The sequence below is a fragment of the Prosthecobacter debontii genome, assembly GCF_900167535.1.
GTDB classification, from domain to species: domain Bacteria; phylum Verrucomicrobiota; class Verrucomicrobiia; order Verrucomicrobiales; family Verrucomicrobiaceae; genus Prosthecobacter; species Prosthecobacter debontii.
In genome coordinates this window covers 83409-98427 of sequence record NZ_FUYE01000015.1, presented here as the reverse complement: position 1 = coordinate 98427, position 15019 = coordinate 83409, and the positions used below count along the sequence as shown (strand labels likewise).

Below are 15019 nucleotides of genomic sequence, written 5' to 3'. Positions count from 1 at the left end.
GACATCCGAATCCCTTTCCCAAGTTTTTCTTTTTATGAATATCCAGAAGATGATGAAACAGGTGCAGGAGATGCAGGCCCAGATGCAAAAGTCTCAGGCGGCTCTCGGCACCAAAAGCTTCGAAGTCTCGGTCGCCGCTGGCAAAGTGACTGTGACCGCCAATGGTCACGGGGATGTTCAGAGCATCAAGATCGCCAAAGAAATCGTCGATCCCGAGGACGTGGACATGCTCCAAGACCTCGTGCTTTCCGCAGTCCAACAGGTGCAGGCCAAGGTGAAAGAAAGCCAAGCTGCCGAAGTGAACAAAATGACCGGTGGCTTGGGCTTGCCTCCCGGTCTCGGCTTCTAAAACCAATCTCGTTTTCGACTGCACCAGAGCCAATCCCCCTGGTGTAGTCCGTCGAGGGACAATGCGAGGGGCCCCAAACATACCCTCCGAGGCAAGGGGTGAGCTTACTCGCCCTTCCAGGCCACTCGCCAGATGCAATTCCCGGTGTCATCGCTGACTAGCAACGCACCGTCTTTGGCCACGGTCACACCGACCGGTCTGCCCCAGACATCGCCCTCAGGCGTTACAAAACCGGTCATGAAATCCACATACTCTCCCGTGGCCTTCCCACCGTTGACTGGCACGGCGATGACCTTATAACCGGTCCTGCGAGTGCGGTTCCAAGAACCGTGCTCAGCCGCAAAGATCCACTGGTGATATTGCTGAGGAAATTGAGTTCCCTCGTAAAAGGTCAGACACAGAGACGCGGAATGCGCCTGGAGGATCACATCCGGTGTGACGACTTTATTCTTCAAGTCAGGTCGGGCTCCATCATGGCGCGGGTCTTGATGCCCTCCCATGTAATACCAAGGCCACCCGTAAAAGCCTGCCTCCTTCACGCGAGTGATGTAATCCGGCACAAGGTTATCTCCGAGTTCATCCCGCTCATTGACTGAAGTCCATAGCTCTCCTGTCTTCGGATGAATCGCCAGCCCTACAGGGTTACGGATGCCCCAGGCATAGACTTGTTTGTTTCTACCGTGCGGATCAGATTCAAAGATTCGAGCCCGGTCCTCTTCAGCTTGATTCCAGTCCACATTGGATTTCGAACCAATGGAGGTAAACAAACGCTTCCCATCCAGAGAGAAAACAATATCCCGAGTCCAGTGTCCTCCTCCCGTAAGCTGACCGCCCGCCGAGAGCGACAAGACCTCCTCTGGCTTTGCTCGGGCCTCTGTATCGCCGTTTTGATACGGCAGCCTCACCACAGCATCCGTGTTGCCAATGTAGAGATGTGTCGGTTCCGCACCTGGCGGATAAAAGGCCAAACCGAATGGTTGGTTCAAACCCTTGGCAAACACCTTTCGCAGCTCCGGTTTTCCATCGCCATCAGCATCCCGAAGGAGCGTGATCTGATCTGATTTACTCTCAGCGACCAAGATGTCACCGTTAGGAGCCGTCATCAGACGTCGAGGTTTCTTCAAATCGCTTTGATACAAGGTGACTTCAAAACCCGGTGGGACTTGCGGCCAAGCTTTGTCGGGTGGCTTCACCTCCTTTGGCCGATTCATGGCCGATTCCTTTTCTGCAGGTGCGGGTAAATCCTCGACGCGAATCTTTCGACGCACTCCAGGTGCGTCTGAGGTCCAATCACCCATGGCATCTTGGCCCGTCAGCAGAAGTTTTTCATCCGCGCGTGCAGCCATCGAGACCATCATCCCGACCGCGATGGCCCAAGTCACACAAGCGCTATCAATGCATCGTTTCATGCCATGAAATCGCAGGGACGATCCCAATCACGTGGCCTAAAACACCAAGCTCCAAGAGATGACTCATCGGGTTAGAGGCCTGCTCAAAACTCTTTTCTCAAGACACCACAGGTGTGGGCTTTGAGGCTGCTGATCTTTCGCAATCACGAAGGAACCCACCATCGCTGCGTGTCATCACCGCTTGAATCTCGGCAATGATCGAGAGTGCCGTTTCCTCCGGCTCTGTGGCTCCGAGATCCAATCCGGCGGGGCCATACACATCCCACTTCATGGCATTGTCAGGCTCCCAGCCTTCCTCCAGCAACCGTTCCAGCAGCCTTTCTTTCCGCGGCCGAGGGCCTAGCAGTCCCACATAACCGAAGGTCTGAGACAACGCCCATTTGAGGGCCACAAAGTCCTTTTCCTCGTGATGGTTCTTGATGACGATGGCCGTCCGCTCATCGGCGTCAAAATCGGCCACTTCAGCGGGTGCCGATACGATGGCGCTCCAGCCTAAAGCATGTGCGAAGCTGAGGAGACCTTCGTTGCCAGGAGTATCACCGACCAGAATCAGGCGCACCGGAGGCAATAAGATCTGTTCGAACCCTGGCCTCCCCTTTCCTGCCAAGTGGCGTGAGGACGATCCTGCGCATGGCGAATCGGGTTCCATACAAACGACCGCCAAGGCCGGCTGACGTTCTGCCATACACTGAGCCAAATATTGCAGGAATGCATTCCCGGGTCTGATCCACTCGATAAAGATCTGAACGGAACCATGACAACCCGAACGCTTTTGGGTATCCATCCAGAAACAAGTGGGAACGCCTGTCTCAATCACGCTCTGAGCCCGATGCACCACCTCTTCCTCTAAACATCCTTCACTGAGACTGCCCACAGCTTGGCCATCTCCCAGCACCAACATTCGCGTCCCCGGTTTCCGAAAGCTTGTGCCCAGAGTATCCACTACGGTGGCGAGGGCCATATCTGAAGTCGCAGCCGAAAAGGCTTTGATTATGTCTCGAAGGTCTTTCATGAGAGGAGAAAGTCACATTAAAAGTTAGGCAGTTCTGACCCGAAAAGCGGAGAACTGATAAGGCATCGGATGCCTGTGAATCACTGCGCCTACCGAGTTCCCCGAGAATGAAAAAAGATCGGCCTCCTCTCAGTGGACATATGCCCTTCACTTTTTATCCGGGACTGCCCCAGACGGAGATGCTGGTGGAGGAGTGGGCGCATTCCCGGTCGAGCCTTGGGGTGCGACGGGATTCCCCTGCCCTTGCTCCTGCGGCTGGGCACTGTCAGGCTGGGCTGGTGAGGTTGTATTGCCTTGCACCGCCGACTGCCCTGTCGTGCCCGGAGAGGCCTCCGCCCCGCCTGCGGTCGTGCCACCGGTTCCTTGAGTCGTGGCGGCACCCTCCACACCCGAGTTGGTGATGCGGCCAAATTCTTCTTTCGATAACTGCCCATCGCTATTTCGGTCCAGGCGATCAAAGAGTGTCTCAGGATCATTCTGGAGTTCATTCATGACCTGATTCAAAGAAGCACGGGCATTCGTTTGGCGTTGTTCTCGGCCTGTCGAATTCACACGGTTGGTATCAGCGTTTTCACTCACAGGCGGCTGTTGTGCCTGAAGGCTCAGACTCAACAGCAGGGTCATTGTCATGGAGATCAAAGGTTTCATAAGAAAAGGGTTGGTTTCTAAAAGCCTTCGATACCCTTCCCTCAGGTGGTCGTATGCCACATGCTCACCAAAGCCTGACTCCGAGCATCTTAAACCACCATGACTAGCCACGCAGTTGCTCTCATCTCATCACAAAGCACCTAACAAACAAAGATTCAGAACTCGTCTCTGACAGAGTCGTTGGAAACAAAGCACTCACTTTCTGTGGGAGAAAAGTGGTGCCCAGGGAGGGATTCGAACCCACGACCAATTGGTTAAGAGCCAACTGCTCTACCACTGAGCTACCTGGGCAAAAAAACTCATCCTTTTGAAGTGGTACGCAGGGAGGGGATCGAACCCTCGACCAATTGGTTAAAAGCCAACTGCTCTACCGCTGAGCTACCTGCGCGGATGGGGCGTTTTACATACCCGCGATGCTACTGTGCGCAAGTCGGATTTTCATTTTTCACGGACTTTTTCAAGCAAGTGCCACAGACTCTGTTCTGGACGCGAAACAGCGAAGGCTTTCCAGCCTAAGACACGAGCTCCCTGAATATCACAGTGATCATCATCCCCCACATGCCAGCTTTCTTCTGGAGTGGCCTCCATCAACCGCAGTGCAGTGTCAAACATCCGTGGATGCGGTTTAGCTGCTCCCACCTCACTCGAGAGAATGACATGTGAAAAATACGATGTCATCTCATGCCCTTCTAGGATCTGCAGCAGGCGGCGATCAAAGTTCGACAACACACAGAGGGCATGATCCTGGGCAAGGTCATCCAAGACTGGCTTCACATCGTCGAAAACAATCCACGCTTCAGGCTGAGCGAAATGACGATACAATCCGTCAAACAATGGCTCAAAAACCTCTCTGGGGATAGCCGTGCCCAATGCCGTTTCAAAGACTCTCGCGGCCAGCTGTTGCCACCATGACCTTTCATCATCATCCGCTTTCACGCCTTCAGGGCGATGCGGCGGCGGTATCTGTCCCCAAAGAGATTTGAAGGCTCGTTTCAATGCCGTCTCGTCCACCTGGATACCATGTCTCGCCGCAAACTCGGCATAGGTGCGGCCAACCGGCTGGCTCACTTGGATCAGTGTCCCTGCGGCATCGAAAGAAATGAGAGGTCGTGACATTCACTATCCATGCGTGAGGATCGTCAAATCTCCCACAAACAAAATAAAAAACCCCGCGCTTTTTGAGCGCAGGGTCTTGGAAAACGAGGGTGATCCCGGGACTGAGTTTACTCAGCAGCAGGGGTCTCCACAGCGGCGACCACCGCTTCTTCGGCCTTGGCCTTGGCAGGAGCCTTTTTCACCGGAGCCTTCTTGGCACTCTTCTTAGCGGCTTTGGGCAAACGCACAGCGGATTTGCGGCTGAGGCCAGCCTTCGCAAGAGCTTTCTTGCGAGCGATGTAGAGTTTACGACGACGACGTTTGATGGTTTTATTGAGTTGCTGGCCCATGGTGGCTGGTATTGAAATGATTAAAGCGGCGCGCAGATTGACACCTTCACCGGGGTAATCAAGCGCGAATCTTCTCTCAGCGATTTAAGGCTGGGGTTTACTGTCTTCTGCTGAGGCTGGTGCCGAGGCAGGTTCCGTCGTCGATGCGGCCGCTTGTTCCGTCGGCGGCACTCGGAAAAGCTTGCCTGTATAGGGATCTTTCACCGCCTCTCCTGGGGCCATGCCCGTCACATCCACCAACTGCTGCTTCTCCGCAAACGGACTGTTGACCATGCCAGGTCGCCCCGGCACTGGCGTGCCATAGGGGAGATCAGCCATGGAAGGTTTTGGAGAGGGAGCTTCAGGTTTTGGCTTGAGCTCGTTCAGTGGGCGTGCTGGCTCCAGCGGAATTTTGGGAACCTCTTGAACCCTATCCTCAGGGCTGGTCTCCGGCTTAACGATTCGTTTGGGGGGGCTTGGGCTTGAAGTGCCCCCCGATGCTGCGGCCAGATAACGGCTCTGTTCAGTGCGAGGACGATACGGCACGTGCGCCGACGAACTCGGCACAAAGGGGCGAGAGTCACCACTCAGGTAACGGCTGGGAGCGAATACGGGATTGTACGCACGACTCCAGTAGGTGAGCAATCCGTCGCGCTGAATAATGTTCCAAGACTCGCGAGGCGGTAGCTCGCAACCGGTTAAAAAGCATAAGGCAACCAGCGTGCTCGCGCGCATGATGGAACTTAAACTGGGCGAAAGGGTTCTTTTCATAACGGGAGATGGATGCGGCAATGAGCGTCCACTCATGTACAATGCCCTAAGATGTCCGGCTTTAGCAAGCGAAGACTGCCTGGGAGAATTCCGCCGAGAAATTCGAAAACATCCTTGCAGGCTCGAGCCGCGTTCATTTCAATCATCACCGTGTCCGAATCCCTTCCCAGCCCACGCCAGCTTTTTCACATGCTCGACAGCGGGCGGTTGACCCAAGAGCAATTTCGTGAGGCCATGGCTCAGCACGCCCGTGAGGTCATTGTCGAGATGGAAGAGGACCATCTAAATCCGGCCATGGCCTTCATTGAGCAAATGATGTCGCGCCGAGCCGCTTCTAAATTGCTCAAGAAGCACGATGAAACCCTCATCCGTGAGGTCTTGTTGGCGTTATCGGATCTCTCAGATTTCCCGCCTGGACGTTGGCTCTGGAATGCAGGTCACCCGCATATCCCACTCCATGCTTTTTTCCGCAGCCACAAGGAGCCTGTTTTCCGCATCGCATCCTTAGAGGCCGCCCCCCAGACGGTGGCCGTCATCGTCGAATACGGCATCAGCGGAATGCCGAAAGTGCTTCACAAAGAAGAAATTCGGCTACGCAGGGACCGGCGTAATCAATTGGGCCTTGAACGGCGCCGATCGCTCTAAGCTATCGCCGCCGCCCGGATGTGTTGCCCCACTTTGCCATCACTCGACACCGACGGCGCGATCTCCAAAGCAGATCCCGATGCTACGGCCCGCGCGGATGATCTCACTGTCAGGTTGCACGAGGCGAAGCTGATTCACAGCCTCTTCGATGCTCACATCCCCCACCTGGTAATGCTGATAGCTCACCATGCGGCCAAACTTACCTTCTTCGATCAAGTGGACAGCCTTGGCACCGAATCGGACGCCCAGGATACGGTCTAGGGCGGTGGGAGCCCCACCACGCTGGAGGTGCCCCAGGGTGCACGCACGGGTCTCTTTACCGGTGAGGGACTCAATCTTCTTGGCCACATAATCACCGATGCCCCCCAAGCGGTCTTCGCCCTTACCGCCTACATTTTCTTTCTTCAGCAGCTCGCCACTCTCGATGCGTGCCCCTTCCGCCACGACCACCAGGGTGCTGTGCAAACCTCGGGCATCGCGCTGACGGATCGCATCGGCCACATGCTCCATGTGAAAAGGAATTTCGGGGAGCAGAATCACATCTGCACCACCGGCCATACCGCCGTAGAGAGCAATCCAGCCCGCGTGACGGCCCATGACTTCCAATACGATGACACGCTTGTGACTTTCTGCAGTTGTGTGCAATCGATCCAAAGCATCCACCACAGAATGGCAGGCCGAGTCAAAACCAAAGGTCATGGCGGTCGCCTGAATGTCGTTGTCGATCGTCTTCGGCACGCCGATGACGGGTACCCCCATGCCGTAAAGCTGCAGCGCCGTGGTTAGAGACCCGTCACCACCCACCACGATCAGCGCACCGATCTCGAGGTGGCGTAACGTGTTCTTGGCTTTCTCGACGATCTCGCGTGGCACTTCAGCCACGTTCCCTTCCCCCACCTTGGCGACGAAGTGACCTTTATTCGTCGTGCCCAGGATGGTGCCCCCCAGCTTCATGATGCCTACCGTGCGGCTCGGGTCCAGCATCATGTAATCTCCTGGTGGCAGCAGGCCTTCGAATCCATCCCGAAAGCCGACCACTTCCCACCCGAGCGTGTGAGCAGCGCCGACGACGCCGTGAATGACTGCATTGAGGCCGGGGCAATCGCCGCCACTATTCAGGATACCGATTCGCATGGTTCGTTAGGGATAGGGTTGATGTAAGGGAAAAGGGCCGTCGATTCAGGGCCAGTTTAGAAATGGTTCAACAACTGACGCTCGTCCGTGATAGGACGACCGGCTGCCAGCCATCGATCATAAGCCGCCCAACTCTGCTGAAGAAGGGCATGAGCTTCAGCCGCAGGATTAGCCGAGCCGATGACCACCACCACCATGCGGTGGCGGTAGATGAGGCTAGACCCATCGGCCTGCTTGGTCACGGAGGAGGGACGCTCTGCGGTCACGACGATGCACCCCCCCGAGCGCGGTGTGGACGTGTATTTGAGACCATCAATGTTCGACACGCCGAGCAACTGATTCGTGTTATTGAGCGGGAGATTCATCTGAGAATCCCCACGGTAAACCGTGATGTCACGGGTGCGCTGATTGGTGTAAAAACGCAGCGCCGGACGGGAGATAGCATACAAGCCTAAGCGCGCCATATCCGCAGCGGTGGAATAAGGCACCGCGCGGGTATTCTCGTAACCGTGAGGATTTGTAAATTTGGTATGGGTGGCTCCCTCACGTGCGGCAAGCTGATTCATCTGCCGCACGAATTCCACCAAAGGGTCTCCTGTGCGCTGGAGCCTTTGCAAATGATCACGCCCGACAAAGTCACCCAGAGTGATGGCCGCCAAATCGTCGGACGTCATCATGGTTGCATAGATCAAATCACGGAGCGTGAGCCGGTCGCCAGGCTGGAGACCGAGAACATTGTTTCCGGCGATCTGCGGTGCATAGGCAGGCACTGTGGCTAAAATATTGACCCCCGCCTTCGAAGCCGCCGCCCAGTCGAGAGTCACCATCGCCGTAGCAACTTTCGCCAAACCGCCAACCGGACGTTTTTCATTCGCCTGAGAAGCCACATGAACCTTGCGGTTGAAACTATCCGCAGCCAGCACGGCTGCCTGGGCATCAGCGCTCTGTGGAACGAGAGCCGTCAACATGCCCCCCACCAGCAATGAGGAGGAGACGCATTTCAGAATCGTAACAAAAGGGGGGAAACGCAGCATAAGGCTAAGCCTTCTTAGCATCTCATTGCCCCGGGGCAACTCGGATTCGATTTCAGAACGCCGCCGTTTCAGCGAGAATGATTCTGTTCATGCCATTCCCGGAGCAGGCGGAGTTGCTGTTTATTGGGCTTCGTCTGCATTTCATGCTCGGACGGGCGCTCCAATTCCTTTTGCCTGCGTAGTTCGGCGGCCTTTTGAATCCACTCAATTGGCGTTAGATTTTCATAAAAATCAGAAACTTGCGGTGCACTCAGTCTTCGCGCAGGAAAGTTCAGGACCTTCACACGGAGGCGCAGATCTCCCCTGACCACTTCCAAAATGTCGTTCGGACGGAGGTCTCGGGAAGGTTTGATCACCTGTTCATCCAAGATCACATTTCCTTTGGCACAGGCCTGTGTGGCCAGACTCCGCGTTTTAAAGAGACGCACATGATGCAACCACTTATCTGCCCGCAGAGTCTGTAGGGGCTCACTCATGCATGTTTCACCAATCGTGCCGCAAACGCCCCATCTGTCTCATCCTTCGGAGGGAAGACCAAGCGGCTCTCCAGCATTTCCATCTCAGGATGGGATGCTAAGACGGCCTTCACCACCCCCTGATTTTCTTCAGGATCGATGCTGCATGTGCTGTAAACCAGCGAGCCGCCGGGTTTCAAAAATCGCAGAGCCGATTCCACAATACTCTTTTGTGTTTCCGCCAAACTTGCAAACTCAGCCTCCTGTAAACGCCAGCGCACATCGATGCGACGACGCATCACGCCACTGTTCGAGCAAGGCACATCAAGCAAGATCCGGTCAAACTGGAGATCTCCAAAGGGTGGCGTAGCATCACTCAACAAATCAAAGGCATTCACCTGAGCGATACGTACTTTCAGTCGTGTGAGATTGTCCCGCAAGCGGGCCAAACGAACCGAAGAAGCGTCACAAGCATAGATGCGTCCCTCGTTGCACATCAACTCAGCCAGTAAAGTCGTCTTTCCACCAGGAGCAGCGCAGGCATCCAGCACCATTTCCCCCGGCTTGGGTGCCAGCATCCGTGGAGCATGCGCGGTGCTCGGGTCCTGCGCGTAACAAAGACCTTGTTTCAGGGCTTCTCTCGGAGCCGCTTCACAGCGATAAAAACCATCTCCAAGATCCTCCAACTCGGGCATCTGAGCCAGACGGGTGCTGGCTTCTTCATGCAGACCATTCAGTCGGACGTAGGTGCTGGGGGGCTCCTGATTCCATTGGCACAGAGCCTCCGTTTTCGCCTTCCCCATAATCTTGATCCAACGGCGAACCAAAAACTCTGGATGCGAATAACGGACGGACAAAGGCTGCTCCTCGCTCATGGAGCGCAGAGCAGCTTCCTCACGGCCCGCACGACGTAGCACCGCATTGACCAATGCCCCCGAGCGCCCAGCAGCTGCCACAGTCTCATTCACTGCGGCATGAGAAGGCACGCCCAACAGAAAAAGCTGACACAAGCCAATCCTCAGCAGCCACCGTGTGCGGTGGTCCAGATGCTTTCCTCCAGTGAGGTGATCGGCCCAAAAATCAAGCAATGTGACGTTGCGCAGCGTCGTCAGCACGATGTCGTGCAGAAAGGCAGCATTGGGCGGAGACAGCGCCGCCATACGGACGCGCTCGTCCAAAAGCTCAGCAGCAAATCGCCCTGATTTTTGCCAGTCCGTTAACACGTCAAGCGCATGGCTGCGGACACTGGAAGCAGGAGAGGATGAATGAATCGTTTTCAGCGGAATCGGAGACTATGTGACAGAGCCGTCAACGGCACAACATGGATTAATCTTAATGGCGCTCGGTGGTTATACCCCGGCCAACGCCGCGATATTGGAATCCAAAATCCCGGACTGCCACGGGATCCAAGAGATTGCGCCCATCAAAGATGAGCGGTGTTTGCATGGCATCACGAAGCGCCGCTAAATCGACCAAGCCAAATTCAGCCCACTCGGTCGCGATGATCAAGGCTTCGGCATCAGCAGCCGCGTCAAGAGCGCTATCCGCTAGACGGATCTGGCTTGCCAAGGAAGTCTCACGCACTTTAGCCATCGCTTTCGGGTCATAGGCACTTACTTCAGCTCCTTCGGCGACTAACTTCTCCACCAAACTTACAGCCACTGAACTGCGAATGTCATCGGTATTGGGCTTGAAGCTCAAACCCCAGACGGCGATTTTTTTATCCTTCAGAACCCAAAGTGCTTCACGGACGCTATCCAAGAATCGAACGCTCTGTCGGTTATTGATCGCCTGGACCTCCTTCAGCAAATTGAAGGGCTGTCCAAGCTGCTCACTGATCGCGATAAAAGCCGCAACATCTTTAGGAAAACAGGAACCGCCATAGCCCAGCCCTGCATTGAGAAATCCGCGCCCGATCCGCTTATCCGCTCCAATGCCTTCAGCCACTTTCAGAACATCAGCCCCACTCAGTTCACACAACTCGGCCAAGGCATTGATGTAGCTGATCTTGAGTGCTAGAAAGCTGTTAGCAGCATGCTTGATGAGCTCGGCACTATTGATATCAGTCACCAGCACCGGAGCTACGAACGGCTCATAAATCTTTTGCATCAAGGCAAGTGCACGGTCGCTGTTGCCGCCAATGACTATGCGATCTGGCTTCATCAAGTCCATGACGGCCGCTCCTTCCCTCAAAAACTCAGGATTGCTCACGACATCAAACTCTACGCCCGGCTTGGCATACTTGCGGATCGTTTGAGCCACACGCTCACCCGTTTTGACAGGAACCGTGCTTTTATCCACGATCACCCGATAACTGTCCAGATACTGCGCGATCTCCCGAGCAACCTTTTCCATGAAGGTCAGATCCACACTTCCATCCGCCAAAGGAGGCGTCGGAACTGTGATGAAGAGCACTTCTCCGTGATTCACCCCTTCCTCGGTCGAGCCCGTGAAACGTAGCCTCTTGGCAGCCACGTTCTTTTTCACGAGAGCTTCGAGACCAGGCTCGAAAAAAGGAACTGTTCCTGTCACAAGAGACTGAACACGATCTGGATCGCTATCCACGCATACGACCTGATGCCCCACTTCGGCAAAGCAAGCACCCGTGGTCAGCCCCACATAACCTGAACCGATGATGGTTAGCTTCATGAACGTGCGGAAAAAACGTGTTCAAAGACCTGAGCGTTGAATACGTCAGGCGAGCACACAGGTGACACAGTGCGCCGGGAAGGTGCCGCTCTCAACGCTAAAATGCCCCCCCATTATTGGTTTCCGCCACGTCCCGAAGGATTCGGATCGATATCCAGAGGCACACTCAACTGGGGGAAATCCTTGAGTGTCATGGAGAACAAGATACCAAAGTCACTCAGTCCCCCACGGTTATCTCGGACCATGGCCCCAACAGAAGCCATCCAGCTCGTCAAGTCACGCGTGACCGAGTAACTCTGGAACTCCATGGTGCCATCATCCATTTCAAAGATGTGATTCATGGAGAAGCCCCAATTGTCAGAGAGGCGTGCATAGACCTTTGAGAAGACCAAGCTGGAGTCAGCGAAGTAGGGACTGTCACTCACATATTGATGACCGAGGGTCAGTTGAACATTCTTGGCAGGCATGAAGGTGACGCCTTGGTTAAGCTCGGTAAAACTACCCACACCACTTTCGAGCGGAATCTGCGCGTCAAACCATAGGGACACCCAGGGCACAGGACGCCAGAAAAACTCGTTGTAGAGGTTGGACAGGCTGCGATCAAACTCAGGATCGTTCATGAACACATCCACATAAGTATTCAGGCCGGCCCATGTGTATGTTTGGGTTTCACCCGTCGCAGCCGAGTAGAAATATCCGCGATTCGTGGTGGAATAGTCACGACGAGTTTGCAGCAAGTTCTGCATCCCGACTCGAGCGATATTCCAAGAGCGAAGGTCATCGACGGCCGTGAAGAGCGGGACATCAATAGAACGTGGGCGAGTCGTCGGAGAGAGGCGATCAATCGACGGGAAGTCCTCAGGCTGAGAAGCATCCAGGTAGGACAAATTCAGATAAGGTTGAAGCACATGGCGAAGCCCGTCCAATCCCCAGCTAGGCTTGTAAAAATCGTTCCAAGTTTTCGACACTTTGAAAGACATATCCAAACCCGCGTGGAAAATGGTTTTAATCTCGTCCGACAGATCAGAGACTGATCCATCGATATTTGAATAGTGGGTCACACCGCCACCAATTCGAGGGGTGATATTCAACCAGCCGAACAATGTTTTAGGCAGCAAAAGTTCCTGATAGGTGTGAACGCGTGCAAAACCTGCTCCTTCCAACCGGGCAGAGAACAGATCAATCCCACGCTGAATGTCAGCAGGCGACAACGCGTCTCCAGACTTTTTTCCCAGGATATTCTGATAACTTGTCAAGGAATCATCCACCACATTGTTGGTAAGACCAGCACGAACCAAATCAGCAAACTCCCGTTCCTCCTCATCTCCTGATTCATCCTTCAAAATTCCAGCACTGAATGTTCCTTGGTGAAAGATGCCAGTGTTCCAGAGCTGGCGACGGGTCCAATCGATGGCGAATTCGGGTAACTTTGTGCCTACGGTGTAGAAATCATTCGCTTGGAAACGAGCCATCAGAGTAGCTACATAGGAGGGATCTGTGTGGACCAGTGAAATTTGATTCTCGGGTTCAGGAGTTTCGCGGAAATCATTGAAGAAGAAATCTTCATAGAAATGGGCGTCCGAAACTTTGTTGATATCAAAGTCGAGATACCAAGTGCTCTTTTCCGGACCTGGCAGGTAAATCCGATGCTGGAAATTGACCCTGTAACGATCTTCCCCCACTGGACCACGGGCTTCGCCAGAGCGATTATTCTCTGGGTCCGAATCCCGCAGGTAATACAGCTTCAGATTCCCAAAGTTTTTACGGTTATCCCGATGACGAAGCGAAAGGAAATCAGCTCCAACCCCGACACCACGTGAGGAACGCAAGTCGAGGTGATATTTGGCCAAGGTGTGATCTCCGTGAATCACTCCATACTGAGTGAGCAGGAAAGCGCCCCAGCGGCTCTGGTAACCCGGAGTAAAACGAAGTCCGACATCTTCCTCCAGCGGCTGAGAGAGGTATGGAAAATAAAAAATGGGCGTATTCCCTGCAAAGAGAGTCATGTTTTTCATGACCACCCGATCCCCAGGATAAATGGTCATTTGCCGAGCGCGGATCCGGAAATTCGGATTCTGCACATCGTGGGAAGTCAGGTAGGTCTCCCCACCTTCGATCTTTTGAATCAGCTTTGTCTCTGTATCGAAGTTGTCCGTCTCGTAGAACAGAGAGCCCGTTTCCGTCGGGATACCGCTGCGCACCCCATCACCGCTCAACTCGCCGGTATTGGCATTGTAAGTGATGTTCTCGCCGCGATAGATGGCCCCCGCCTTCCAGATAATCACACCATCCCGAGCAATGACCTCCCCTGTCGTGGCATTGTAACTAGCGGTGCCGCAGCGGATTTCCACATCCGTATAGCTGATCCGGACATCTCCCTTGGCGGTGGCAAGTCCAGTTTCAGGATCGTAGGTTGTTTCCAGACCTTCGATGTTAAGATTACTGGTCAAAGAGTCCAGCAAGGTCTGGGCCTGCACGCCAGGGACGGCCATCAACGCTGCAAAGCTGAGAGCGACACACAGTCGGGAGAATGTCATGATACCTAAAGAGATTGGAAAACGAAACTGGAACCAGCCAAGAGAAAACGGGAAAGCTGAACCCAGCAAGAGCATTCAATAGGCCACCGCCTCAAGGGTGACAAGAAAAAGCAGGGGAAAAAATCTAACCCGGAGCTCAGTCTCAGTCCTCGGCCTCCCGTCCCCCTTGCCAGGCACAGACGCCTCGCTTGCTCGGCGCGGCCACAAAGTCGAGCAGCCTGAGGGCATGTTCAGGCCATTCCTCGGCTTTAGCGGCACTCACCGCTTGGGATACATTTTGGCCTGAGCAGAACAGCAATTGAAACATTTTCTTGATGGCCGCCCGTTGCTCCGAGTTGAAGCCCTGTCTGCGTAAGCCGATGACATTCAGCCCCGCGAGACGGTTGGTGCGGTAGGCCGCACAAAAGTGAGGGATATCTTTGCCGAAACTGCCATTTCCCTGCACCACGCAGTAGTCTCCGATGCGGAGAAATTGATGAAACACGGCCCCGCCGCCGATAAAAGTATTGTTTCCCACCGTGATGTGTCCTGCCAGAAGACAAGCATTCGCCAAGATGTTCCTGTCCCCTAGGGTGACATCGTGCGCCAAGTGCGCCCCGGCCATGAGGAAGTTGCCATCGCCCATCCGGGTGTAGCTGCCAGGTTTACTCCCGCGGTGAATCGTTACCTGCTCACGAATGGTGTTCCCTGCTCCTAAAATGACGCCGCTCGATGTTTCAGGTTTGAAACCCAGATCCTGAGGATCTGCGCCGATGATCGCTGCCCGGCCAATCACGGTGCCAGCCCCCACCTTCACCTCGCCAATCACCTGAGCATGAGCTTCGACCCGGCAGCCCGCCTCAATCACAGCAGGCCCTTCGATAATGGCATAGGGCCCCACCTCGACAGTCGGATCAAGAGTGGCGGAAGGATGGATCAGCGCGGTGGGGTGAATCATGCAGCCTAAGCAATG

The 15019-nt window shown here is 54.6% G+C and carries 15 protein-coding genes and 2 tRNA genes; 2 read left to right on the top strand and 15 right to left on the bottom strand.

What is annotated here, in order from left to right; genetic code table 11:
* Positions 1–34: 34 nt before the first annotated feature.
* Complete coding sequence (locus tag B5D61_RS19180; protein ID WP_078815041.1) at positions 35–349, top strand: YbaB/EbfC family nucleoid-associated protein; 315 nt, start codon at positions 35–37, stop codon at positions 347–349.
* Between the two features lie 104 nt (positions 350–453).
* Here the strand turns inward: B5D61_RS19180 and B5D61_RS19175 are convergent, their stop codons facing one another.
* The 8 genes from B5D61_RS19175 to B5D61_RS19140 form a co-directional block, all read right to left on the bottom strand.
* Positions 454–1758, bottom strand: a complete 1305-nt coding sequence (locus tag B5D61_RS19175; protein WP_078815040.1) for a PQQ-dependent sugar dehydrogenase — start codon at positions 1756–1758, stop codon at positions 454–456.
* Between the two features lie 97 nt (positions 1759–1855).
* Complete coding sequence (locus B5D61_RS19170; RefSeq protein ID WP_078815039.1) at positions 1856–2770, bottom strand: XdhC family protein; 915 nt, start codon at positions 2768–2770, stop codon at positions 1856–1858.
* A 147-nt stretch (positions 2771–2917) separates the two neighbouring features.
* Positions 2918–3418 carry an EF-hand domain-containing protein gene (locus tag B5D61_RS19165; protein WP_139373371.1) on the bottom strand — a complete coding sequence of 167 codons (501 nt, stop codon included), beginning with the start codon at positions 3416–3418 and terminating at the stop codon, positions 2918–2920.
* A gap of 216 nt (positions 3419–3634) precedes the next feature.
* Positions 3635–3709: transfer RNA gene (locus tag B5D61_RS19160), tRNA-Lys, on the bottom strand.
* A gap of 22 nt (positions 3710–3731) precedes the next feature.
* A tRNA-Lys gene (locus B5D61_RS19155) sits at positions 3732–3806 on the bottom strand.
* Between the two features lie 50 nt (positions 3807–3856).
* On the bottom strand, positions 3857–4534 hold the full coding sequence (locus B5D61_RS19150; protein WP_078815037.1) for an HAD-IA family hydrolase: 678 nt from the start codon (positions 4532–4534) through the stop codon (positions 3857–3859).
* Positions 4535–4641: 107 nt separating this feature from the next.
* The gene (locus B5D61_RS19145; protein WP_078815036.1) at positions 4642–4863 is read right to left on the bottom strand and encodes a hypothetical protein; all 222 of its coding nucleotides are present in this window, start codon (positions 4861–4863) and stop codon (positions 4642–4644) included.
* A gap of 84 nt (positions 4864–4947) precedes the next feature.
* Positions 4948–5181: a hypothetical protein gene (locus B5D61_RS19140; protein ID WP_078815035.1), complete on the bottom strand. Its 234-nt coding sequence runs from the start codon at positions 5179–5181 to the stop codon at positions 4948–4950.
* 582 nt (positions 5182–5763) lie between these two features.
* Between B5D61_RS19140 and B5D61_RS19135 the strand changes: the two genes are divergently transcribed.
* Positions 5764–6258, top strand: coding sequence for a hypothetical protein (locus B5D61_RS19135; protein ID WP_139373370.1), 495 nt, complete (start codon positions 5764–5766; stop codon positions 6256–6258).
* Positions 6259–6297: 39 nt separating this feature from the next.
* Here the strand turns inward: B5D61_RS19135 and B5D61_RS19130 are convergent, their stop codons facing one another.
* The 7 genes from B5D61_RS19130 to lpxA all read right to left on the bottom strand — a co-directional run bounded on the left by B5D61_RS19130 (position 6298) and on the right by lpxA (position 15004).
* Entirely contained in the window at positions 6298–7392 is a 1095-nt protein-coding gene (locus B5D61_RS19130) for a 6-phosphofructokinase (protein ID WP_078815033.1), read from the bottom strand.
* A 56-nt stretch (positions 7393–7448) separates the two neighbouring features.
* Positions 7449–8426: a D-alanyl-D-alanine carboxypeptidase family protein gene (locus tag B5D61_RS19125; RefSeq protein WP_176159535.1), complete on the bottom strand. Its 978-nt coding sequence runs from the start codon at positions 8424–8426 to the stop codon at positions 7449–7451.
* 68 nt (positions 8427–8494) lie between these two features.
* Positions 8495–8902, bottom strand: coding sequence for an RNA-binding S4 domain-containing protein (locus tag B5D61_RS19120; RefSeq protein ID WP_078815031.1), 408 nt, complete (start codon positions 8900–8902; stop codon positions 8495–8497).
* The gene (gene rsmB / locus B5D61_RS19115) at positions 8899–10152 is read right to left on the bottom strand and encodes a 16S rRNA (cytosine(967)-C(5))-methyltransferase RsmB (protein ID WP_281251802.1); all 1254 of its coding nucleotides are present in this window, start codon (positions 10150–10152) and stop codon (positions 8899–8901) included. The genes B5D61_RS19120 and rsmB overlap by 4 nt, the downstream gene beginning before the upstream one ends.
* Before the next feature lie 61 nt (positions 10153–10213).
* Positions 10214–11530 carry a UDP-glucose dehydrogenase family protein gene (locus B5D61_RS19110; RefSeq protein ID WP_078815029.1) on the bottom strand — a complete coding sequence of 439 codons (1317 nt, stop codon included), beginning with the start codon at positions 11528–11530 and terminating at the stop codon, positions 10214–10216.
* Positions 11531–11643: 113 nt separating this feature from the next.
* Positions 11644–14067 (bottom strand): LPS-assembly protein LptD, encoded by a 2424-nt coding sequence (locus tag B5D61_RS19105; protein ID WP_176159533.1) that lies wholly within the window; start codon positions 14065–14067, stop codon positions 11644–11646.
* 142 nt (positions 14068–14209) lie between these two features.
* Positions 14210–15004 (bottom strand): acyl-ACP--UDP-N-acetylglucosamine O-acyltransferase, encoded by a 795-nt coding sequence (gene lpxA, locus B5D61_RS19100; RefSeq protein ID WP_078815027.1) that lies wholly within the window; start codon positions 15002–15004, stop codon positions 14210–14212.
* Positions 15005–15019 lie beyond the last annotated feature (15 nt).